Source organism: Pararhodobacter aggregans (assembly GCF_003075525.1).
GTDB lineage: Bacteria > Pseudomonadota > Alphaproteobacteria > Rhodobacterales > Rhodobacteraceae > Pararhodobacter > Pararhodobacter aggregans.
On the sequence record NZ_QDDR01000023.1, the window covers coordinates 1 to 22,700 of the forward strand.

21 protein-coding genes and 1 riboswitch are annotated in these 22,700 nt (G+C 69.1%); of the genes, 16 read left to right on the top strand and 5 right to left on the bottom strand.

From position 1 onward, the window contains the following. Positions 1–163: 163 nt before the first annotated feature. A complete protein-coding gene (locus DDE23_RS24435; RefSeq protein ID WP_107755180.1) occupies positions 164–1,732 on the bottom strand; it encodes a DEAD/DEAH box helicase in 1,569 nt (522 codons plus the stop codon). A gap of 337 nt (positions 1,733–2,069) precedes the next feature. Here DDE23_RS24435 and DDE23_RS24440 point away from each other — a divergent pair, with 337 nt between their 5' ends. Together DDE23_RS24440 and DDE23_RS24445 are read left to right on the top strand one after the other, a co-directional pair. Continuing rightward, positions 2,070–2,954: a sensor domain-containing diguanylate cyclase gene (locus DDE23_RS24440; protein WP_107755181.1), complete on the top strand. Its 885-nt coding sequence runs from the start codon at positions 2,070–2,072 to the stop codon at positions 2,952–2,954. Positions 2,955–3,626: 672 nt separating this feature from the next. Next, a complete protein-coding gene (locus DDE23_RS24445) occupies positions 3,627–3,818 on the top strand; it encodes a hypothetical protein (RefSeq protein WP_107755182.1) in 192 nt (63 codons plus the stop codon). 65 nt (positions 3,819–3,883) lie between these two features. Here DDE23_RS24445 and DDE23_RS24450 read toward each other — a convergent pair whose 3' ends face one another. Next, the gene (locus DDE23_RS24450; protein WP_107755183.1) at positions 3,884–4,489 is read right to left on the bottom strand and encodes a hypothetical protein; all 606 of its coding nucleotides are present in this window, start codon (positions 4,487–4,489) and stop codon (positions 3,884–3,886) included. 188 nt (positions 4,490–4,677) lie between these two features. On the opposite strand from DDE23_RS24450, the gene DDE23_RS24455 reads away from it, so the two are divergent. Next, positions 4,678–6,288: a peptide chain release factor 3 gene (locus DDE23_RS24455; protein ID WP_107755184.1), complete on the top strand. Its 1,611-nt coding sequence runs from the start codon at positions 4,678–4,680 to the stop codon at positions 6,286–6,288. A gap of 211 nt (positions 6,289–6,499) precedes the next feature. Then, entirely contained in the window at positions 6,500–6,631 is a 132-nt protein-coding gene (locus tag DDE23_RS25800) for a hypothetical protein (RefSeq protein WP_272947899.1), read from the top strand. Between the two features lie 195 nt (positions 6,632–6,826). Here DDE23_RS25800 and DDE23_RS24460 read toward each other — a convergent pair whose 3' ends face one another. Then, on the bottom strand, positions 6,827–7,813 hold the full coding sequence (locus DDE23_RS24460) for a 2-hydroxyacid dehydrogenase (RefSeq protein WP_107755185.1): 987 nt from the start codon (positions 7,811–7,813) through the stop codon (positions 6,827–6,829). A gap of 167 nt (positions 7,814–7,980) precedes the next feature. Here DDE23_RS24460 and DDE23_RS24465 point away from each other — a divergent pair, with 167 nt between their 5' ends. From DDE23_RS24465 to DDE23_RS24515, 11 genes are all read left to right on the top strand, one after another. After that, complete coding sequence (locus tag DDE23_RS24465) at positions 7,981–8,547, top strand: SH3 domain-containing protein (protein WP_107755186.1); 567 nt, start codon at positions 7,981–7,983, stop codon at positions 8,545–8,547. A gap of 46 nt (positions 8,548–8,593) precedes the next feature. Further along, on the top strand, positions 8,594–10,585 hold the full coding sequence (locus DDE23_RS24470) for a hybrid sensor histidine kinase/response regulator (protein ID WP_107755187.1): 1,992 nt from the start codon (positions 8,594–8,596) through the stop codon (positions 10,583–10,585). Then, positions 10,582–11,286 (top strand): response regulator transcription factor, encoded by a 705-nt coding sequence (locus DDE23_RS24475; protein ID WP_107755188.1) that lies wholly within the window; start codon positions 10,582–10,584, stop codon positions 11,284–11,286. Before DDE23_RS24470 ends, DDE23_RS24475 begins: the two co-directional genes overlap by 4 nt. Before the next feature lie 481 nt (positions 11,287–11,767). Continuing rightward, entirely contained in the window at positions 11,768–12,733 is a 966-nt protein-coding gene (gene folP / locus DDE23_RS24480) for a dihydropteroate synthase (protein WP_420330180.1), read from the top strand. Positions 12,734–12,735: 2 nt separating this feature from the next. Next, positions 12,736–14,079: a phosphoglucosamine mutase gene (gene glmM / locus DDE23_RS24485; protein ID WP_107755190.1), complete on the top strand. Its 1,344-nt coding sequence runs from the start codon at positions 12,736–12,738 to the stop codon at positions 14,077–14,079. Between the two features lie 75 nt (positions 14,080–14,154). Continuing rightward, positions 14,155–14,967, top strand: coding sequence for an indole-3-glycerol phosphate synthase TrpC (trpC, locus tag DDE23_RS24490; protein ID WP_107755191.1), 813 nt, complete (start codon positions 14,155–14,157; stop codon positions 14,965–14,967). After that, positions 14,964–15,446 carry a cyclic pyranopterin monophosphate synthase MoaC gene (moaC, locus tag DDE23_RS24495; RefSeq protein WP_107755192.1) on the top strand — a complete coding sequence of 161 codons (483 nt, stop codon included), beginning with the start codon at positions 14,964–14,966 and terminating at the stop codon, positions 15,444–15,446. The genes trpC and moaC overlap by 4 nt, the downstream gene beginning before the upstream one ends. Beyond that, positions 15,443–16,342, top strand: a complete 900-nt coding sequence (locus DDE23_RS24500) for a GIY-YIG nuclease family protein (RefSeq protein ID WP_202863322.1) — start codon at positions 15,443–15,445, stop codon at positions 16,340–16,342. Before moaC ends, DDE23_RS24500 begins: the two co-directional genes overlap by 4 nt. Continuing rightward, on the top strand, positions 16,339–17,514 hold the full coding sequence (locus tag DDE23_RS24505) for a molybdopterin molybdotransferase MoeA (protein WP_107755193.1): 1,176 nt from the start codon (positions 16,339–16,341) through the stop codon (positions 17,512–17,514). Before DDE23_RS24500 ends, DDE23_RS24505 begins: the two co-directional genes overlap by 4 nt. A gap of 76 nt (positions 17,515–17,590) precedes the next feature. Further along, a complete protein-coding gene (gene lexA / locus DDE23_RS24510; RefSeq protein ID WP_107755194.1) occupies positions 17,591–18,289 on the top strand; it encodes a transcriptional repressor LexA in 699 nt (232 codons plus the stop codon). A 681-nt stretch (positions 18,290–18,970) separates the two neighbouring features. Next, positions 18,971–19,576 carry an inner membrane-spanning protein YciB gene (locus DDE23_RS24515; RefSeq protein WP_107755195.1) on the top strand — a complete coding sequence of 202 codons (606 nt, stop codon included), beginning with the start codon at positions 18,971–18,973 and terminating at the stop codon, positions 19,574–19,576. Positions 19,577–19,578: 2 nt separating this feature from the next. Here DDE23_RS24515 and DDE23_RS24520 read toward each other — a convergent pair whose 3' ends face one another. Together DDE23_RS24520 and DDE23_RS24525 are read right to left on the bottom strand one after the other, a co-directional pair. Further along, positions 19,579–20,514, bottom strand: coding sequence for an alpha/beta hydrolase family protein (locus DDE23_RS24520; RefSeq protein WP_107755196.1), 936 nt, complete (start codon positions 20,512–20,514; stop codon positions 19,579–19,581). Between the two features lie 210 nt (positions 20,515–20,724). Then, positions 20,725–21,162, bottom strand: a complete 438-nt coding sequence (locus DDE23_RS24525) for a hypothetical protein (RefSeq protein ID WP_133239607.1) — start codon at positions 21,160–21,162, stop codon at positions 20,725–20,727. Positions 21,163–21,321: 159 nt separating this feature from the next. Continuing rightward, positions 21,322–21,398, top strand: a riboswitch (SAM riboswitch). A gap of 60 nt (positions 21,399–21,458) precedes the next feature. Here DDE23_RS24525 and metZ point away from each other — a divergent pair. Beyond that, positions 21,459–22,658: an O-succinylhomoserine sulfhydrylase gene (gene metZ / locus DDE23_RS24530; RefSeq protein ID WP_107755198.1), complete on the top strand. Its 1,200-nt coding sequence runs from the start codon at positions 21,459–21,461 to the stop codon at positions 22,656–22,658. Positions 22,659–22,700 lie beyond the last annotated feature (42 nt).

Sequence of the window (22,700 nt, forward strand, 5' to 3'; positions counted from 1 at the left end):
CGAAGGAAACGCCTGCAATGAAGCTCGGAATCGCCCGTGGGAAGATGCGTCTCAGCGAGTTCTTCGGGTGAAAGAGAGAGCAGCCGCCGAATGATCGGCGGCTGCATCATTTACTGCAAAGGGCTGGCCGATGGGTGCCCCTTTTGCATTCTGACCGAGTGGCTCAGCTGGCCTTGGCGCGGAATTCCCGCATCAGGAAATCGGGGACGTGATCGCCCATGCCGACCACCGGCGCGTCGTCGCGGCCCCGGTCGCGGTCACGACGACCACGGCCGTTGCGCTCGCCCCGGTCGCCCCGGTCGCCGCGCTCGCGCTCGGCCCGGTCGCCGCGCATTTCGTCGCGGGCGGGCTTGGCCGCGGCAAGCTCGGTCACCGGCGCGGGCACCGCCTCTTCGGGGGCCTCGACGATAGCCTCGGCCAGAGCCTCGACCGGCGCCTCAGCCGTCTCGCGCACCGCTTCACGCGGGGGCCGTTCGCCGCGCGGCTTGCGCTCGCCGCGGCGCGGGCGCTCGGACCGCTCGGGCCGGTCGCCGTCGCGCTTGCGCTCGGGGCGGGCGGCGGATTCGGCGGCCGCTTCGGCGAAGCCTTCGGGCGGGACACCGCGCGGCAGCTTCTTCTGCAGCAGCGCCTCGATGGCGGCGAGGTATTTGTCGTCCGAGGGCGTGGCGATGGTGAACGCCTTGCCCGACCGCCCGGCCCGGCCGGTGCGGCCGATGCGGTGGACGTAATCCTCGGCATGCGAGGGCACGTCGAAGTTGAAGACATGGCTCACGGCCGGAATATCCAGCCCGCGGGCCGCCACATCGGACGCGATCAGCAGCCGCACGGTCCCGTCGCGGAACCCGTCCAGCGTGCGGGTCCGCACCGACTGGTCCAGATCGCCATGGATCGGCGAGGCGTTGAACCCGTGCTTTTTCAGCGACTTGGCCACGACATCGACGTCGATCTTGCGGTTGCAGAAGATGATCGCATTGGTGCAGGCGTCGCCCTCGGCCTCGATCAGCGAGCGCAACATGGCGCGCTTCTCGCTGAAGGCACGGTCGCGGCGGGTCGGGGTCAGCTCGATCAGCTGCTGTTCGATGGTCTCGGCGGTGGTCGCCTGGCGGGCAACCTCGACCCGGACCGGGCTCGACAGGAACATGTTGGTGATGCGCTCGATCTCGGGCGCCATGGTGGCCGAGAAGAACAGCGTCTGCCGGGTGAAGGGGGTCAGCTGGAAGATGCGCTCGATATCCGGGATGAAGCCCATGTCGAGCATCCGGTCGGCTTCATCGACGACCATGACCTCAACGCCGGTCAGCAGCAGCTTGCCGCGCTCGAAATGGTCAAGCAGGCGGCCCGGCGTCGCGATCAGCACGTCGACGCCGCGGTCAATGAGCTTGTCCTGTTCGGTGAACGAGACGCCGCCGATCAGCAGGGCCTTGGTGAGCTTGGTATATTTCGCGTAGACGTCGAAATTCTCGGCCACCTGGGCGGCCAGTTCGCGCGTCGGCGCCAGCACCAGCGAGCGCGGCATCCGGGCCCGGGCGCGGCCCCGCGACAGGCGCGTGATCAGCGGCAGGGTGAACGAGGCGGTCTTGCCGGTGCCCGTCTGGGCGATGCCCAGCACGTCGCGGCCTTCCAGCGCCTCGGGGATCGCCTGCGCCTGGATCGGCGTGGGGGTTTCATAGCCGGCTTCGATAACGGCCTTGAGGACCTTGGGGTCCAGCTTCAGATCGGTAAACTTGGTCATATGCGTCCGTGAATTGCGGCATCGGGCCGCAAGGAAGGGATGGGACGCCAGATTCCGCGCCCCGGCAGCGGTCGGGCCGCTGCTGTCAACAGCGGCCAATGGCGCGCCCTACCCCGAATCTGCCTTTAGGTCAATGTCTACAGGCAGAATCATACCCAGAGAGGTGCGAGAAAGCGGATTTCTACCTATGCGGGAGAACGCGGCGCAATCTGGGCGGAATCCGGCCCGATGCCACGGTTAACCCTTAATTAACCTCCTTTCCGCCCCGAACGGTCCCCGAACCGGTCTCAATTCGGGTCGAAAAAAGACCATCCGCGAAAGCGCAGAGGTCGGTTCCATGAATGCCCGCGTTTCCCTTGATGATCCCGAGTTCGCCGCCAGCACCGCGGCCGAGGTTCCCTTGATGCTGAATACCCCGATCCAGGCCGCCCTTCCCGCACCGGCCCAGTTCGCCGCCGTGACCGACCTCATCAAATCCGTGTTCAACGTCCCCGCCGTCTCGGTCGCGCTGCATGGGGCACCCGCCAATGCCGAGGGCGGCGTCTACCGTTCCTTTCTGGAAATCCCGCTGATCAAGGACGAGGTGGTGATCGGCTCGCTCAGGGTTCTGGACACAGCCGAGCGCGAATTCAGCGACCGCGATTGCCAGCTGCTGGAAGGCTTCGCCAAGCTGGTCGTCGATCAGGTGGAGCTCTGGGGCGAGGCCAGCCGCGACGTGCTCACCGGGGCCATGACCCGCCGGGCCTTTTCCGACACGCTGCGCAAGACCTTCGCGGCGCGGGCCCGGGCGCATGCCAAGGCCTCGCTGATGATCTTCGACCTCGACCATTTCAAGAAGATCAACGACACTTGGGGCCATGCCGCGGGCGATGCGGTGCTGAAGGCCGTGGCGCGCTGCGTGCTGCGCGAACTGCGGGTCGAGGACAGTTTCGGCCGCATCGGCGGCGAGGAATTCGCCGTCCTCGTCGCCAATGCCGATGCCACCATCGCCTCGGAAGTGGCAGAACGCGTGCGCCGCGCCATCGAGCGCCTGTCGATCCCCGGCTTTCCCCAGATCCTGGTCAGCGCCAGCTTCGGCGTGGCCGAGGCGACGGATGCGGTGCTCGATGTCGAGGATTGGACCGACCGCGCCGATGCCCAGCTCTATGCCGCCAAGGACAGCGGCCGCAACCGGGTCCGCGTGGCGACCGAGACGGCGCCGCGGGCAGCCATGGTGAACTGACCGCCCCCTGGCCCTGCTGCGCCTTCGCGCCCTGAAAAACCGCGCCCGAAGGGGCGTGTTTTTCTTTTGAACCGCGGGCCCGGCTGCCGCGACCCATGGCTGTTCACCCCATCCTCGCGCCCAGGAACCAAGCCATGACCCCGACCACCGCCAAGGCCCTGCTGACCCAACCGAGCCCCGCGCCCACCACCCCGCGCCGCCCGATCCTGACGCTGTTCGGCAAGCGCTGAGCTTTCCGCCCTCCTCCTTGCGATCCTCCCTCGTTGACTGGGCCGCCCGCCAAGGCGGCCCTTCTTTTTGTCGCGGCCCGGGCCCGGCCGCCGAGTGAACCCGGCCCGCCGCCCGCGCGACAAAGGATTGCCAACCCCGGAGAGTGCCATGTTCCGCCTCGACACCGCTGCCACGCTGCTTCGCCAGATCGACCGCCAGACCCGCACCAAGCCCGGGGGCGCCCGCCTGCGTCAGATCCCCCTGGCGATTCCGGTCCGCAGCCGCTGATCGCCACCCCCGCGCCAGACCGCTCCCGCCCCCGCACCCCGGGGGCGTTTTGCCTGTCGCGCCCCGCCGCGCCGGCCTGCGCCGCAACAAAGCCGCCGAAATCTTTGAACCGGAGAAGGGGCCGCCCCGACCCATGGCCATAGAGATGCTGCCTCCCAACCCAAGGATGCCCCGATGACCCGCGCTGCCCTCGCCCTCGCCACGCTGCTTACGCTCTCGCTCAACGGCTCGCTCGCCGCCGCCTCGGCACCCGAGGCCTGCAATGCCCAGGGCGTCTGCGCCCTCTCGCTGCGCATGCTCGCGCCGCCCCCGCCCCGTCCCGCCGATCTGGCGAGTCGCGTTGTTGCGGTGGCGGCGCGCCGCTGAAAGATTCCGGTATCGCGAGATGATGGCGCAGCGCCGGGGACCCGACGCTGCACCACCGATGCGCCTTAGCGGCCGACCTCGACCTCGACATCGACGTCACCCGCAGGGGTGTCTGCCGTGACCGTCACATTGCCACCGCCCGAGCCGCTGATGATCGCGACAACCGCGACCACTGCGACAATCCCGACAATCGCCACCCCCCCGGCAATGCCGGCGATTGCGACCGCGGGGGCCACCATGGCCTGCACATCCGAACCGCCGCCCGAACCGGAGCCCCCCTCACGCAGGCCGTCGATCCGGCCTGCGATGTTCCCGTCACGCTGCAAGGTGAACTCCCCGTTTACCCTGCCCGCCGTGCCGCGCGCAGAAAGCCGGATGCTGCGCGATGTGGCCTCGGCGATCGCCGCCACCTGCCGCGCCGGGATCGACATCCGAAAGCGCCCGCCCCCCCGCCGCGCGTTGACCTGAAGTTCCACGTCGATCGTGTCGCCCCGCGGTGGCATGCGCGGAAAGAACGGAATGATGATTTCGATCTCGCGACCACCGAAGGTGATCGTGAGGCCGCCGTCGCGGGATTGGGCGATGCTGATCTCGGGCAGGCCGGAAAGCGCAGCGGCCCCGCCAACTGCACCCAGAAGTGACAAAAGGTCACGACGTCCGATTGCGTCCATGTCGAATATCCTTGGATGAGAAAAGGCCGGAAAGGCCAAGAGAAAAAAGGGCGTTCAAAAAGTACCTTCACGATACGCACGCCCGGCTCTGCGTCAAGTCACATCGCGGTGGCGCGGCTCGCCCGTGGTTTTCGCTCCCGAAAGGGATACCTTTTCTCGGCGCTTGCGGGCCGGTATAGGACTGGTCCATGTCCCATGCCGCCCCCCTGCCCACCGATGCCCTGCGCTCCGAGATCCTCCGGCGCCGGACCTTTGCCATCATCTCGCATCCCGATGCGGGCAAGACCACGCTGACTGAAAAGTTCCTCCTGTTCGGGGGCGCCATCCAGATGGCCGGTCAGGTGCGCGCCAAGGGCGAGGCACGGCGCACGCGCTCGGATTTCATGCAGATGGAAAAGGACCGCGGGATCTCGGTCTCGGCCTCGGCCATGTCCTTCGATTTCGACAGCTGGCGCTTCAATCTGGTCGACACGCCCGGCCACTCGGATTTCTCGGAAGACACCTACCGCACGCTGACCGCCGTGGACGCCGCGATCATGGTCATCGACGGGGCCAAGGGCGTGGAAAGCCAGACGCGGAAGCTGTTCGAGGTCTGCCGCCTGCGCGACCTGCCGATCCTGACCTTCTGCAACAAGATGGACCGCGAGGCCCGCGACACTTTCGAGATCATCGACGAGATCCAGGAAAACCTGGCCATCGACGTGACCCCGGCCTCTTGGCCGATCGGCCAGGGCCGCGATTTCCTGGGCTGCTATGACATCCTGCATGACCGGCTGGAACTGATGGACCGCGCCGACCGCAACCGGGTGGGCGAGTCGCTGAAGATCGAGGGGCTCGACGACCCCAAGCTGGCGCAGCACATCCCGGCGGCGATGCTGGAGACGCTGAAGGAAGAGCTGGAGATGGCCCGCGCCCTGCTGCCCGCCTTCGACCGCGAGCAGGTGCTGAACGGCTCGATGACCCCGATCTGGTTCGGCTCGGCGATCAATTCCTTCGGCGTGCGCGAGCTGATGGCCGGGATGGCCGAATTCGGCCCGGCGCCGCAGCCCTTGACCACCGACAAGCGCCGGGTCGACCCCGACGAGGATAAGGTCACCGGCTTCGTCTTCAAGGTGCAGGCCAACATGGACCCCAAGCACCGCGACCGGGTGGCCTTCGTGCGCCTCGCCTCGGGGCATTTCCAGCGCGGGATGAAGCTGATGCATGTCCGCTCGGGCAAGCCGATGGCGATCTCGAACCCGGTGCTGTTCCTCGCCGCCGACCGCGAACTGACGGAAGAGGCCTGGGCGGGCGATATCATGGGCATCCCCAACCACGGTCAGCTCAGGATCGGCGACACGCTGACCGAGGGCGAGGCGATGCGCTTCACCGGCATCCCCTCCTTCGCGCCGGAACTGCTGCAGAATGTCCGCGCCGGCGACCCGATGAAGGCCAAGCACCTGGAAAAGGCCCTGATGCAATTCGCCGAGGAGGGCGCGGCCAAGGTCTTTAAACCCTCGATCGGCTCGGGCTTCATCGTCGGCGTGGTCGGCGCCCTGCAATTCGAGGTCCTGGCCTCGCGGATCGAGCTGGAATACGGCCTGCCGGTGCGCTTCGAGCCCTCGCAATTCACCTCGGCGCGCTGGATCTCGGGCGACAAGGCCGAGGTCGAGAAAGTGGTCAACACCAACAAGCAGCATATCGCCACCGATCACGACGGCGATCTGGTCTATCTGACCCGCCTGCAATGGGACATCGACCGCATCGGCCGCGACCACCCGGGGGTGAAGCTGACCGCGACCAAGGAAATGATGGTCTGACACCGGCCGCTGGAGGATGGGCAGATTGCCCATCCTACCCTGCCCCTGCCAAGGGGGCTTGCTCCCCGCCGCCCCGAGGATCAGACTGCCCGCGCAGGGCGCCGCTGCGCCACGGGCCGGCCCGCCCTGCTGCTTGCCGAGAGCCCCCGGCTTTCCCTCGCATCGGTCCGCCCCGCATCCGCCGGGCGGAGGTTCACCAAAGGACACCACCATGGGCAAGGGCGACAGCAAGCGCGGCAACAAGGAAGCCAAGAAACCGAAGCAGGACAAGCCGAAGGTCCTCGCCACGGCGAATTTCAACGCCGGCAAGACGACCACCATCGCCGGCAAGGCGATCAAGTAACACCCGCCCCCCCCGGCTTCTTTGTTCCGGAAATATCCTCGGGGGTTCCCAAGGGGGGTGGAAAACCCCCTTTGGCGGGGGGTGCGGGGGGCGGCGCCCCCCGCTTCCAGCGCGGCGAAGCCGCGCCGCCGGTCGCCCGAGGCGCCCGCGTCAGCGGGCAACGAGGGCGAAACCCCTCCCCCGTCTGACGGCCTCTTACAGCATCCCCGGCAGCACCTGATCCGGCGGCCGGTGCCCGTCGGCGAAGGTCTTGATGTTCAGGATCACCTTCTCGCCCATCTCGACCCTGCCTTCCAGCGTGGCCGAGCCCATATGCGGCAGCAGCACCACATTCGGCAATTCCCGCAGCCGCGGGTTCACCTCCGCCCCCCGCTCGAAGACATCGAGCCCGGCGCCACCCAATTCGCCCGCCCGCAGCATCCGGGTCAGGGCGTTCTCGTCGATCACCTCCCCGCGTGAGGTGTTGACGATCACCGCCGAGGGTTTCATCAGCTTCAGCCGCCGGGCGTTCATCAGGTGGAAGGTCGAGGGCGTGTGCGGGCAGTTGATCGAGATCACGTCCATCCGCGCCACCATCTGGTCGAGGCTCTCCCAATAGGTGGCTTCCAGCGGTTCCTCGACCTCCGCGCGCAGGCGCTTGCGGTTGTGGTAATGGATCTGCATGCCGAAGGCCTGCGCGCGCCGCGCCACCGCCTGGCCGATCCGGCCCATGCCCAGGATCCCCAGCCGCTTGCCGCCGATCCGCCCGCCCAGATGCGCCATCGGCGACCAGCCGGACCAGCCGCCCGCCTGCATCACCGACAGGCCCTCGGGGATGCGCCGCGTCACCGCCAGCATCAGGGCGATGGTCATGTCGGCGGTGTCCTCGGTCACCACGCCCGGGGTGTTCGACACCAGGATCCCGCGCTGGCGGGCCGATTGCACGTCGATATGGTCGATCCCCGCCCCGTAATTGGCGATCAGTTTCAGCCTTTCGCCCGCCCCGGCCAGCAGTCCCGCGTCGATATGGTCGGTCAGCGTCGGCACCAGCACATCGGCGCGCGCCATCGCCGCCAGCAATTCCTCGCGGCTCATCGGCCGGTCGTCGTCCCTCAGCTCGGCGTCGAACAATTCCTTCAGCCGCGTTTCCACCGGGTCGGGCAGGCGTCGCGTGACCACCACACTCAGGCGCTTGAGGGGCATGGACTTCTCCTTGGGTCTTTCAAATCGGGCCGCTTGCTGGCAAAGTGGCGCAGAGCGAACCGAGGCACAAGCCATCCGCGCAACCCCGTGCGAAATTAAATTTCGCAGCCAATGAACGGGGGCCGGGGGCATCATCAGACCTGCGCGAGCAGGCCGGGCAGGACCGAATGCGCAAAGCGATTGCGATCGCCGTCTGGGCGGCTGTGGCCGTGTCGGCAGGCATGGCCGGCTCCGGGGCCGGGGCGGACGAGCTGGTGCCGACCCAGGCCGCCATCGCCCCGCCCCCCGCCGCGACCGCGGCCCCCACAACCGGCCCCGAAACCGGCCTGCCCTTGCCGCGCTATGTCTCGCTCAAGACCACGCGCGGGCGGGCCCGGCGCGGGCCGTCCGACACCCACCGCGTCGACTGGATCTATACCCTGCGCGACCTGCCGCTGCGGGTGACGGGCGAATTCGAGCATTGGCGCCGGGTCGAGGATTCCGAGGGCGAGGGCGGCTGGATCCATTATTCGCTGCTCTCGGGCGTGCGCACGGTCCTCGTCACGCAGGACATGACACCACTCCGCGCCCTGCCCCAGCCCGGCGCCACCGAACTCGCCTATCTGGAGGCGGGTGTGGTGGCGCGGATCATGGAATGCTCCTCGGGCTGGTGCCGGGTCAGCGTCGAGGGCAGCCGCGGCTGGCTGGAGACCTCGGCCGTCTGGGGCGTCGACCCGGGCGAAGAGCTGCGCTGACCGGCAGCGCTGGACGCCGCCCGGGCGCGGCGCTAGCCTGCGGTCCATGCAGCCGGAAACCCACGAAAAGCTGACCCGTGCCGGGTTGAACCTGATCCAGCAGGCGCTGTCCATTTTCGACAGCGACCTGCGCCTCGCCGTCTGCAACCCCCGCTATCAGGAGATGTTCGGCCTGCCCGATGCCCTGGTCCGCCCCGGCGCCTCGTTCGAGGAAACGATCCGCTTCCTGGTGCGGCGCGGCGAATACGGCCCGCCCGGCGATGTCGAGGAGGCGGTGCGCCTCAGGGTCGAGACGGCCCGCGATTTCCGCCCGCATTACATGGAGCGCCAGCGCGCCAACGGCCGCTGGGTCTCGGTCGAGGGGGCGCCGCTGGCGCAGGGCGGCTGGGTCACGGTCTATACCGACATCACCGAGATCAAGCTGCAGGAGCAATTGCTGCGCGCGCGTTCCGAGGAACTGTCGGGCCAGCTGCTGACCCATGCCGAGCGGCTCGGGATGGCCAACCGGCAACTCGCCTCGACCAATGCCATGCTCGAAGAGACGCAGCGCGAGCTGCGCGAGATGGAGGCGCGCACCCGCCTGGTGACCGAGATGATGCCGGCGCATATCGCCCATCTCGACCGCAACCTCGTCTATACCTATTCCAACCGGCGCCTGTCGTCGCTGGTGCCGGGGCTGCCCGCCAATGTCGTCGGCATGCGCTTCGAGGAGGCGGTCGGCCCCCAGCTGCACGCCAGCCTCATCGCCGACATGCACCGCACCCTGCAGGGTGAGGATGCGATCTGCGAACTGACGCATGAGGACAGCGGGCGGCGCATCCGGGTGGTGATGACGCCCGATCCGCGCAACGCCTCGGACGGGCAGGATGGCGGGGTCTATCTGCTCACCACCGACATCACCGCCGAAACACAGGCCCGCGCGGCGCTGATGCAGACCCGCAAGCGCGAGGTGGCGGCGCAGCTGACCTCGGGCCTTGCGCATGATTTCTCGAACCTCCTGACCATCATTCTCGGGCTTCAGGACAAACTCGCCCGCCTGCCCGGCCTGCCGTCCGAGGCCGCCGAGGCGGTGCGCGCCACCCAGGCCGCGGCGCGGCGCGGCGGGACATTGCTGAGGCGCATCGGCGAGATGTCGGGCGCGCGGGTGCTGAACCCGCAGGCCACCGACCTTGAGCCGCTGCTGGACGATCTGCGGATGATGGCCTCGCCCTCGCTGCCCGCGGGCATGCGGCTTTCCATCGCGCTGGAACCCGGCCTGGGGCGGGTGATGCTGGATCAGGGGGCAACGCAGGACGCGCTCCTGAACCTGATCCTCAACGCCCGCGACGCCATCGGCTGCAGCGAAGACGGCGGCGGACAGATCCGCCTTTCCGCCCGCCGGGTGCAGGACACCTGGCTGGAACTCGCGGTCGAGGATGACGGGCCGGGCTTTACCGACGAGGCGCTGAAACGCGGGCTCGATCCGTTCTATACGACCAAGGGGGCCGAGGGCTCGGGCCTCGGGCTGGCGATGGTCTATGACCAGGCGTCGCTGGCGGGGGGCACGGTGCGGCTGGCCAACCGGCCCGAGGGCGGCGCCCGGGTCACGCTGCGCCTGCCGCTGCGCCCCGCCGCCGACCCCGCGCCGGACGAGACGCGGCTGGTGCTGCTGGTCGAGGACAGCGCCGAGATCCGCATGCTGGTGCGCGAGATGCTGGTGGACCTCGGCCACCGGGTGATCGAGGCCGAAACCGCCGAGGATGCCCGCGCGCTGGCGCTGCTGCCGGAGATCGGCATGGTGTTGTCGGACATCCAGCTCAAGGGCGAGGAAACCGGCCCCGACCTGCTGGCCCGGCTGCGCGGCCTGCGCCCGGGCCTCGCCATGGCGCTGATGACCTCGCTGCCGCCCGCCGACCCGCTGCGCGCCAGGGCCGCCCAGGAGGCCGCGGTGCTGGCCAAACCCTTCGCCCCCGCCGAACTCGACGCCTTCCTGCGCGCCACGGCCTCGGCTATGCCGGGGGGCGCGCGCCCTGCCCTGCCTATCAAGGACCTCCGATGACGCAGCCCCATGTCGCCATCCTCGACGACGAGGCCGAAATCCGCCGCATCCTGGCCGATGCGCTGAACGAGGCGGGGTTCCGCACCTCGACCTTCTCGCGGGCGACCGAATTCGAGGCGGCGCTGAAACGCACAGCGCCAGATGTCTGCCTGGTGGATCTGGGACTGCCCGACCGCGACGGGCTGGCGCTGGTCCACCGGCTGGCGCTGGAATCGGGGGCGACGATCATCATCATCTCGGGCCGGGCGGCGGCCTCGGACCGGGTGACCGGCCTCGAACTCGGCGCCGACGATTACATCATCAAGCCCTTCGAGCCGGCCGAGGTCGTGGCCCGGATCCGCGCCCGGCTGCGCAAGTCGCGCCCGGCGCCCGAGGCCGGCGGATCGGTCGCCCGCTTCAACGGCTGGGAGGCCCAGTTCGACCGCTACCTGCTGATCGGCCCGGACGGGGCGGACGTGCCCTTCAGCCATGCCGAGGGGGAGGTGCTTCGCCTCTTCCTCGATGCGCCGAAGCGGCTGATCTCGCGCATGCAGATGCAGGAATCCCTGGGCGGCGCGGCGGGCGAAAGCTTCGACCGGGCGATGGATGTGCGCATCTCGCGGCTCAGGGCCAAGCTCGGCGAGGACCCCAAGAACCCGCGGCTGATCAAGACCATCTACGGCGCGGGTTACATCTTCCTCGGCGATGTGAGCTGGCACTGACGGCGGCGGGCCGCTGGCTCCCACCCGCCCACCCGCCCGCGACCCGCCGCCTGCCTTGACCGGAGCGCCCGGGGGAGGCCGGGCATCCGGGTGGCAAGTACCCGCGCAGGCCGGATCCTCGGCGCGGGCAGACAGGGTGGAGTTGCGTATTTTCGGCAAAGTGAAAGGGCGGGCCGGATCGCCCCTGCCTGACCGCCCCTCATCCTCTTCGTTCTGCAAGTATCCTCGGGGGTCCGGGGGTGGAAAACCCCCGGGGCCGCCGCGGGTGTCCCATCCCGGCCTCGTTCCGCCACGTCCACCGCCCCCCAGGGCTGCGCATTCATGCGCAGCCCTGGTCGCCCGAGGAGCCCGCGGCAGCGGGGGACGAGGGCGAAACCCCTCCCCCTCTCGGCACGAAACCGCAACAGGACTGAAACAATCCCCGATCACCCTGCCAGCTTCCTTGCCAAGGGCGTTCCGATCTGATTCTCAGGGGGCCATGATCCGTCGCATCCATCCCGAACCGCGCCTCGACCGGCCGCGACCCGAGGGCGTCCTGCCGCTCGCAGGCTCTGCCCATGTCTGGTGGCACCCGGGCGCGCTGCCCGCGGCCGACGCCGCGCGCCTTGCCGCGCCGAAGCCCATTCTCCCCGGCCTGCCCGGCGACCGCCCGCTGGTCATGGGCATCCTCAACACCACGCCCGACAGTTTCAGCGACGGCGGCACACTCTCGGGGCTGGAGGATGCGCTGGCCCGGGCCCGGGCGATGGTCGCGGCCGGGGCCGATATCCTCGACATCGGCGGCGAATCGACGCGGCCCGGCGCCGCCGAGGTGCCGGTCGACGAGGAGATCGCCCGCACCGCGCCCCTGATCCGGGCGCTGCGCGCCGAGGGGATCGCCACGCCCGTCTCCATCGACACCCGCAAGGCCCGCGTCGCCGCCGCCGCGATCGAGGCCGGGGCGGACATCATCAACGATGTCTCGGCCCTGACCTGGGACCCTGATCTGGCCCGCGTCACCGCCGAGGCCGGGGTGCCGATCTGCCTGATGCATGCCCAGGGCACGCCGCAGACCATGCAGGCCGATCCCCGCTATGACGACGTGCTGGTCGAGGTCTATGACTGGCTCGCCGCCCGCATGGATCACGCCGTCGCGCAGGGCATCGCCCCCGAGCGGCTGATCTCCGATCCGGGCATCGGTTTCGGCAAGACCCTGCGCCACAATCTGACGCTGCTGCAGGGGCTTGCCCTCTTTCATTCGCTGGGGGCGCCGATCTTGCTGGGCGCCTCGCGCAAGCGCTTCATCGGCACCATTTCGGGGGTCGATGTCGCAGCGGATCGGCTGGCGGGGTCGCTGGCCGTGGCCCTGCATGCCGCGGGTCAGGGGGCGCAGATCCTGCGCGTCCACGATGTTTCAGAAACTATTCAGGCGCTGGCGCTCTGGCGCGCGCTGGCCTCGGAGGATTGATTATGACGAGAAAGCTCTTTGGCACCGATGGGGTGCGCGGACAGGCCAATTCCTGGCCGATGACGGCCGAGCTGGCCTTGAAACTGGGCGCCGCCGCCGGGCGGTATTTCCGGCAGGACGGCAAGAACGGCCACCGGGTGGTGATCGGCAAGGACACGCGGCTCAGCTGCTACATGCTGGAGAACGCGCTGACCGCGGGCCTCACCTCCACCGGCATGAACGTGCTGCTGCTGGGTCCGGTGCCGACGCCTGCGGTGGGGTTCCTGACCCGCTCGATGCGGGCCGATGTCGGCATCATGATCTCGGCCAGCCACAACCCGGCCAGCGACAACGGCATCAAGTTCTTCGGCCCCGACGGGTTCAAGCTGTCCGATGAGGCCGAGGCCGAGATCGAGGCGATCCTCGAGGGCGAGTGCGAGCTGGCCGCGCCCGGCGACATCGGTCGCGCCAAGCGCATCGAGGACGGTCGCGGCCGCTATGTCGAATACGCCAAGACCACCCTGCCCCGGGGCGCGCGGCTGAGCGGCCTCAAGGTCGTCGTCGATTGCGCCAATGGCGCCGCCTACAAGGCCGCGCCCGAGGTCCTGTGGGAGCTTGGCGCCGAGGTCATCCCGCTGGGGGTCAGCCCCAACGGCCGCAACATCAACGATGGCGTGGGCTCGACCAAGCCGCAGCTGGCGGCCGAGACGGTCGTGGCCCATGGCGCCGATATCGGCATCTGCCTTGACGGCGACGCCGACCGGGTGCTGATCCTCGACGAGAATGGCCAGGTGGCCGATGGCGACCAGATCATGGCGCTTTTCGCCAGCCGCTGGGCCGCCGAGGAGCGACTGAACGACGGCACGCTGGTGGCGACGGTCATGTCGAACCTCGGGCTCGAGCGGTTCCTTCAGGGTCAGGGCCTGCATCTGGAACGCACCAATGTGGGCGACCGCTATGTGGTCGAACGGATGCGCAACCGGGGCTTCAACCTCGGCGGCGAGCAATCGGGCCATATCGTGATGACCGATTACGCCACCACCGGTGACGGGCTGATCGCCGGGCTGCAATTCCTGCTGGCCATGGCCGAGACCGGCAACCCCGCCTCGGCCCTGACCCGCCAGTTCGACCCGGTGCCGCAGCAATTGCGCAACGTGCGGTTCGGCGCCGGTCAGGCACCGATGGAGGCCGCCGCCGTCAAGGCCGCGGTGCGCGATGCCGAGGCGCGGCTCATCGGGCGCGGGCGGCTGCTGATCCGCAAATCCGGCACCGAGCCGCTGGTCCGCGTCATGGGCGAATGCGAGGATCCGGCGCTGCTGGACGAGATCCTCAGCGGCATCGTGGCCGAGATCGAGGCGGCGCTCTGAGCCGCCCTTCGGGGCATTGGCGGCTTTCCTTCGCCGCGTTCTGACGCTAGTCAGGACGCGCAAGGAGGGCCCGCCATGGCAAGCATTCTCGACCGGATCAAGGCCTACAAGCTGGAGGAAGTGGCCGCCGCCAAGGCCCGGCTGCCCCTCGCGACGCTCGAGGATCAGGCCCGCGCCGCCTCCGCCCCCCGGGGCTTTGCCGCGGCGCTGACCCGCGCCTCGACCACCGGCTACGGGCTGATTGCCGAGATCAAGAAGGCGAGCCCCTCCAAGGGTCTGATCCGCCCCGATTTCGACCCGCCGGCGCTGGCCCGGGCCTATCAGGCGGGCGGCGCCACCTGCCTGTCGGTGCTGACCGATGCCCCCAGCTTTCAGGGCGCGCCCGAGTTTCTGACGGCGGCCCGGGCGGCGGTGGACCTGCCCTGCCTGCGCAAGGATTTCCTCTATGACACCTATCAGGTGGCCGAGGCCCGCGCCTGGGGCGCCGATTGCATCCTCATCATCATGGCCTCGGTCTCGGACGCGCAGGCGGCCGAGCTGGAGGACGCCGCCCTCGCCTGGGGCATGGATGTGCTGATCGAGGTGCATGACGGGGCCGAACTGGACCGCGCGCTGGCGTTGAAATCGCCGCTGATCGGGGTCAACAACCGCAACCTGAAGACTTTCGAGCTGTCGCTCGATACGACCCGCACGCTGGCCGCCCGGGTCCCCGCCGGGCGCAGGCTGGTCTGCGAAAGCGGCCTCTTCACCCCCGCCGATCTGGCCGACATGGCCGGTCATGGCGCGCGCTGCTTCCTGATCGGCGAAAGCCTGATGCGGCAGGCGGATGTGGCCGGGGCGACCCGCGCCCTGCTGGCCGATCCGGCGCCTGTGCGGATCGCGTCATGACCGGCCTGACGCATTTCGACGCAGAGGGCCGGGCGGTGATGGTCGACGTGTCCGAAAAGCCGGTGACCTCGCGCGTGGCCACCGCCTGCGCCCATGTGGTCATGCAGCCTCAGACGCTGGCCCATGTCATCGCCGGCACGGCGAAAAAGGGCGACGTGCTGGGCGTGGCCCGTCTGGCGGGCATCATGGCCGCCAAGCAGACCAGCGCACTGATCCCCCTCTGCCATCCCCTGCCGATCACCAAGGTCGCCGTCGATCTGGTCCCCGACGAGGCCTTGCCGGGCGTCCGTATCACTGCGGAAGTGAAGACCACCGGCCAGACGGGCGTCGAGATGGAAGCCCTGACCGCCGCCTCGGTCGCCGCGCTGACGGTTTACGACATGCTGAAAGCGGTCGAGAAGGGCATGGAAATCGGCGGCATCGCGGTCCTGCGCAAGGAAGGCGGCAAGTCGGGCACCTACGAGCGGGGGACGGGGTGAACACGCGCGGCCGGTCGCTGGAACTCTTCTTCGTCGATGGCCGCCCCGACGGCATGCTGACTGCCGAGGTGTTCAACTGGACCGGCCACGTCCTGCGCGCCCCCCGGACCCAGCTGCGCGAGGCGCTCGACCGTCGCGAGGCGGGACACACCGGCGTCTACCTGCTGCTGGGCGAGGTCGAGGGCCGCACGCGGCTTTATGTCGGCGAGGCCGAGGATATGCGCGAGCGGATGCGCGGGCATGTTTCGGGCAAGGATTGGTGGGAGACGGTGGCGCTCATCTCCACCGCGTCGGACGCGCTTCATAAAGCCCATGTCAAATACCTGGAATCCCGCCTGGTCGAGATCGCCCGCTCGGTCGGCGCCGTCGACCTCGACAACAGCAATACGCCGACGCGCAGCAGCCTCTCCGAGGCCGCGACCGCCTCGATGGAGAGCTTTATCGAGACGCTGATGATGGTGCTGCCCGCGATCCGCATCGACGCGTTCCTCGACAAGCGCCGGTCGGTCGAGGCCAAGGCACCGTCGTCTCACGCATCGGCCGATCCGGTCTTCGAGTTTCGGGTGCCTCGGCACGGCGTGGCCGCCAGGGCCACCCTGCGCGATGGCGAAATGATCGTTCATGCAGGATCGGTCGTGCGGAATGCCTGGGTCGGGGACCGCAAGCACAACACGCATTACTTTGGTCTGCACGATGAGCTCGTCGCCAACGGAACGATCCGCATGGACGGCGACGCCGCAGTCATGACCGCCGATTTCGCCTTCTCAAGCCCCTCGGCGGCCGCGGCCGTGGTCGCAGGACGGTCGGCGAACGGGCGGACCTCGTGGCTGCACGTCCCCAGCGGCCAGACCTACGCCGCCTGGGAAGAAGCACAAGTGAAGGAGCCCCGCGCATGATCGGCGTCGAGGAAGCGCAGGCCCTGTGCCTGGCCCTGATCCCGGGCGCGCCCGGGGTCGAGACTGTTCCGCTGGTCCAGGCCGCGGGCCGGGTGCTTGCCCGCAGCGCAGCGACCGGCCGCGCCCAGCCGCCCTTCGCCTCGGCGGCGATGGATGGCTATGCGGTGCGGGACGCGGAACTGGCGATCGGCGCCCGCTTCACCGTGGTCGGCGAAAGCGCCGCCGGGCATGGCTGGGACGGGCGCCTTGCCCCCGGTCAGGCGGTGCGGATCTTCACCGGCGCCCCGGTCCCCGAAGGCGCCGACCATGTGGTGATCCAGGAGGACGTGGCCCGCGACGGTGACCGCATCACCATCCAGCCGAACCTCGGCTCCGGCCCCAATATCCGCGTGGCAGGCGTCGATTTCCCGGCAGGCTTCACGCTGGAGGCGCCGCGGCGCCTCGGCCCCGCCGACCTTGCCCTGCTGGCGGCGATGAACGTGGCCGAGGTCACCGTCGCCCGCCGCCCGCGCGTGGCGCTGCTGGCCACCGGGGACGAGCTGGTGATGCCCGGCGAGGCCCCGGGCCCCGACCAGATCATCGCTTCGAACGTCTTCGCGCTGAAAGCCATGGTCGATGCAGCGGGCGGCAAAGGCGTGATCCTGCCCATCGCGCCCGACCGCGAAGACGCGCTCGAGGCCGCCATGGCCGAGATGGCGAAAGCCGATATCGCCGTCACCATCGGCGGCGCCTCGGTCGGCGACTATGACCTCGTGGGCAAGGTCGGCACCGGGCTGGGGATGGAACGCGCCTTCTACAAGATCGCCATGCGGCCCGGCAAACCCCTGATCGCCGGGCGGCTGGGCGCGGTGCCATACCTCGGCCTGCCGGGCAATCCGGTCTCGGCCATCGTCACCGGTCATCTGTTTCTGTCGCCGCTGGTCCGCCGCTGGCAGGGCCTGACCGAGGCGCTGCCGACCCGTCTGCTGGCGCGGCTGGCGCAGGATGTGGGGCCCACAGGGCCACGCACGCATTACATGCGGGCGGTGCTGAAAGACGGGGTGGTGACGCCCTTCGCGGAACAGGATTCCTCGCTGCTGCGCGTGCTGTCCGAAGCCAATGTCCTGCTGGAACGCCCGCTGGGCGACCGGCCCCGCAAGGCGGGCGAGGAAGTCCCGGTGCTGCCGCTCTGATCGCGGTGTTGACACAAAACGGGAACATGCGTAGAACAGGGGATAAACGCCTGACGTTTGCCTGCTGGAGGACGCGATGCTCACCCGCAAACAGCTCGAACTTCTGGAACTGATCGACGCGCGGATGAAGCGCGACGGCGTCCCGCCCTCGTTCGACGAGATGAAGGATGCGCTGAACCTGCGCTCGAAGTCGGGGATCCACCGGCTGATCACCGCGCTGGAGGAGCGCGGCTTCATCCGGCGGCTGGCGCATCGCGCCCGCGCCATCGAGGTGGTGCGCATGCCCGAAATGGCCGAAGGGCGCGTCGCCCGGGTGATCGACGGCGGCGCCACGCCCGCGACCCCGGCCCCCGCCGCGCCCGCAAGGGCGATGGCGGTCAGCAGCAGCGGTTCGATGGACCTGCCGGTGATGGGCCGCATAGCGGCCGGCACGCCGATCGAGGCGATTTCCGAAGTGTCGCACCATATCGCCGTGCCGGGCTCGATGCTGGGCGGCAAGGGCGACCATTACGCGCTGGAAGTCCGCGGCGATTCGATGATCGAGGCCGGGATCCATGACGGCGACATCGTGGTGATCCGCGAGCAGACGACGGCCGACAACGGCGACATCGTGGTGGCGCTGGTCGAGGGGCAGGAAGCGACACTGAAGCGCTTCCGCCGGCAGCGCGGGATGATCGCGCTGGAAGCCGCGAACCCGGCCTATGAGACGCGCATGCTGCGCGACGACCAGGTGCAGGTGCAGGGCCGCCTGGTCGGGCTGATCCGCAGCTACTGATCCGTGCCGCAGGCCGGGCGCGCAGCGGCGGGAGGCACGCTCCCACCCGCCCACCCCGCGCGCCTCCCGCCGCGGAGAGGGCAGCGCTTGGGTTGACCCCGGGGGGCCAGCCCCCCGGACCCCCCGCCGTATTTTTGGCAAAGTGATAGGGGAGTGGGCTGCGGCCTTCCGCGCCGCCCCCAGTCCGACGCCGTTTCATGTCGCTGCGGGGGAGTTTCGCGTCCCCTCGGTCTTTCAGGACGGTTAGCTCCCGGACAATCATCGACCGGAACACGCCAAGGCATCTCTCACTGGGAAGCGGTGAGAAGACGAAGGATCCGGTTCCCGGCACGCCCCACCCGCGCCGCCCCTGGCTGCCCCCCCGGCACGCGGCCAGGGCACCGCCCCAGGGTCCATATGCAAGCAAGCCGAGGCAACGCGCGCTCCCTGCCCCCATCTTCGTTCTGAAAATATCCTCGGGAGGATTTTCAAGGAGGGTGGAAAACCCTCCTTGAAGCGGGGGGTGCGGGGGGCGGCAGCCCCCCGCCTTTGCGGTCTCTGGGGGCGGCAACCCCCGCCTCCGGTCGCCTGAGGCGCCCGCGGCAGCGGGGAACGAGGGCGAAACCCCCTCCCTCGTTCCTGCCTTGCGCTCAGAGGGTGGTTTGGGTCAGATGGCGCCTGTTTCACCAGACCGGAGCCCCCATGTCCCAGACGCCCCGCACCGAGCCCTCGATGCTCGTCAAGCAAGCGCTCGAATTCGGGCCGCTGCTCGTCTTCCTCGGTGTCTATCTGTGGATGCGCGACAGCACGGTGAGCCTGGCCGGGCGCGAGTATCAGGGTTTCGTCATCGCCGTCATCGCCTTCGTGCCGCTGCAGCTGCTGGCCACCATCGCCATGCGCCTGCTGACCGGGCGGCTGAGCCGGATGCAGCTGACCACGCTGATCCTGGTGCTGATCCTCGGCCTCGCCACGGTGCTGCTGAACGACGAGCGGGTCTTCAAGATGAAATCGACCTTCATCTTCGGCCTCTTCGGCCTGCTCCTCTTCATCGGTCTGTGGCGCGGGCAGTCGTGGCTGGCCTATGTGCTCGATCAGGCGCTGCCGCTCGATCAGGAGGGCTGGATGATCCTCACCCGCCGCATGGCCTGGTTCTTCCTCGCCTTCGCGGCGATGAACGAGGTGATCTGGCGCAATTTCTCGACCGATACCTATGTGTTGTGGGACACGTTCGGGCAGATGGCGGTGATGTTCGTCTTCCTGATCGGCAATTACCGCCTGATCGAGAAGCACTGGACCGGGGAACGCTGACCTCAGGCCGGGCGGCGTCCCGGCAGCGGGATCTCGGCCCAGAACCGGCTCCAGCGCGGCTCGGGCGCCTGATCGAGGGCGGCGCGCAGTACCGGCAGCGTCAGCCGCTCGCGGTCGTGGATCAGTCGGCGGTAGAAGCGGAAGACGCCCGGGCGCAGATAGACCGACCAATGGCAGATCCGCGCGGCGCGGGCGGCCAGCGGCAGGCCGAGGGCGCGCAGCGCCGCGCCGGTGGCCGGATGGTCGATCTGCACGTCGAGCCAGTTCGCGGCCCCCGGCAGCCCCCGACCCAGCGCGCCGTTGCGGCCCAGGGGCGAGATGGCCCGTTCGAAGAGGAAGTCGAACAGGTCGTTTTCCCGCGTGGTGATGTTCAGGAATTCGGCCCGGCGCCCGGCGGGGCTGGCCAGCGCCGCCTCGGCCCGGCCGGTGAAATCGGCGCCCGCCAGCAGGATCGCCCGGCCGACCGCCCCTTCGCCTACCAGCGGCACCGCGCCGAGGATGACCCGCGCGCCCAGCGAATGGCCGAAGAGGTCGACGCGGCGCCCGGGGTCGAGGCGGCGCACCAGATGGATGAGGCGGGCCAGCATCGGCGCCATGGCCTGCGCCTCGGCCGTGGCGCGCCAGAGCCTGCCCGAGCTGTCCCAGCCGAAGCCGATGCAGAGCCCCAGCGGCTGGCGCGGTCCCGGCAGGGCAAAGCCCAGACGGCGCGGCCACGAGACGTTGCGGCTGCGGCCATGCCCGGGGCGGGCGGCGAGGATCAGGCGGTGGGGATCGCGGTCGGGGCAATCGGGGCGGTAACCCTTGCCATGGACCATGACGACGACGGGAGCGCCCTTCGGCAGCAGGGAGAGGCGGCGGGCGATCTCGGCTTCCGGACCCTGGCCGCTACCGGCCAGCGACAGGCCGGAACGGGTGGCGGAGAGGGATAACAGCGTCATCGCGGGGCCTCATCTCAAGCGTCAGTTCACGTCGTCGGTCCTTGTTTCTCGGGCATTCCGGGTTTCGACCCGGTTCCCGGGGCGTTCGGTGGTGTGTCGACCGTGGCGCGGTCGTCGTTCAGCCTGCACGCCCTTGATGGACACAGCATGCATGGCCCCGGCTCGCTAGGCGAACACGGGCGGCGGTTATCCGATAACCGGGCGGGAAGGTCAGAGCGCCAGCTCGTAGGTGGTCAACATCGACCGCGCGCTTTCGGTTCCAGACGGGCGCGGGATCCCCCGGGCCTCGAGCGCGGCCTCGGTCAGCAGGGCATAATCGACCAGCGCCCGGGCGACGCTCAGGTCGTCCTCGCCGATATAGTCGCGGAACGTCGCGAAGATCCGCGCATAGGTCAGCGCCAGATCCGCGTCGCTCATGCCCTGCAGCGCCGACTCGACATCGAGCCGGGCCTGGGCCGTCATGCGCAGGTCGGTCTGCGGCATGGCCAGCGCCACCGGGGTTTCGATGACCGTCTGGGCCTGCGCCGTATCGACAATCCGTCCGAACCCCAGCATCGACGCCCCGAACACCGAGGCCGCAAGGGCGAACGCCTGAAGGGAAACACTCCCGTACTGGTCCAACACACTGTCAATGAGTGCGGGTTTCATCTGAGTCGTATCCGGTCGTTCTTTCGTCACCGGGGCAAAATGTCGGTGAATCCGGGCGATTCGTGGGCAGGGCATGGGCCATTCGGGGGCCATGTTGCGTCGTCAAGGGGACGGCGGGCGCCCTTGTGGCATTGACCCGGCGGCCTGTTGGGCGTATGCGGCGGGCATCGTGGGGGTTTGTGCCGGCTTGCGGCCCACGCAAAAGAAACCGCTAAAGAGGCTGGGCATCGCGGAGTGGCGACGCCCCCTCCTGCCGGCGTTGACAGTGCGGTTTCGGCCGCCGGGGAGACGACGGGATGACCGCGAATACGGGCTCGAACGCAGGATGGAAAAGCCGCACGGTCGCCGTGCATGGCGGCGCGCGGCGCAGCCAGTACGGCGAGATGGCCGAGGCGATCTTCCTCACCCAGGGTTTCGCCTATCCCGATGCCGCGACCGCCGAGCGTCGTTTCGTCAAGTCGGGGCCCGATGAATTCATCTATGCCCGCTACGGCAACCCGACCGTCGCCGCCTTCGAGGACCGCATCGCCGCCCTCGAAGGGACCGAGGACGCTTTCGCCACGGCCAGCGGCATGGCCGCCGTTTCCGGCGCGCTGACCGCGCTCCTCAGGGCGGGCGACCGGGTGGTGGCGAGCCGCGCGCTGTTCGGCTCCTGTCTTTACGTGCTGGAAGAGGTGCTGGGCCGCTTCGGTGTCAGCGTCGATTTCGTGGACGGCACCGACGCCGGGCAATGGCAGGCGGCGCTGGCCACGCCCGCCAAGGTCGTGTTCCTCGAAAGCGTCTCGAACCCGACGCTGGAGGTGATCGACCTGCCCCTTGTCTGCGACCTGGCCCACAAGGCGGGCGCGCTGGTGGTGGTCGACAACGCCTTCGCCACGCCCGTCTTCAGCCGGGCGGCCGAGGCCGGGGCCGATCTCATCGTCTATTCCGCGACCAAGCATATCGACGGTCAGGGCCGCTGCCTGGGCGGGGTGATCTGCGGCCCGCGCGAGCTGATCCGCGGCAAGATCGAACCCTACATGAAGCACACCGGCGGGGCGCTGAGCCCCTTCAACGCCTGGGTGATGCTGAACGGCCTGACCACGCTGGAACTGCGGGTCAAGGCGCAGGCCGCTTCGGCCCAGGCGCTGGCCGAGGCGCTGGAGGGCCATCCCGCCATCGCCACGGTCCTGTTCCCGGGTCTGGCCAGCCATCCCCAGCATGGCGTGGCCAAGGCGACGATGGGCGGGCCCGGCACGGTGCTGGCCTTCGACCTCAAGGGCGGCAAGGAGGCGGCCTTCGCCTTCATGGACGCGCTGGCGGTGGTGCTGATCTCCAACAACCTGGGCGATGCGCGCACCATCGCCACGCATCCGGCCACCACCACCCACCAGCGCCTGCCCGACGACCAGAAGGCGCTTTTGGGAATCACCCCCGGCCTGATCCGGCTGTCGGTGGGGCTGGAGGCGACCGAGGACCTGCTGGCCGACGTGATGGGTGCCCTGTCGCGCCTTTAGGAAACGGCGGGTGGTGATCCAGACCGCCGCCGCTTCGTATAA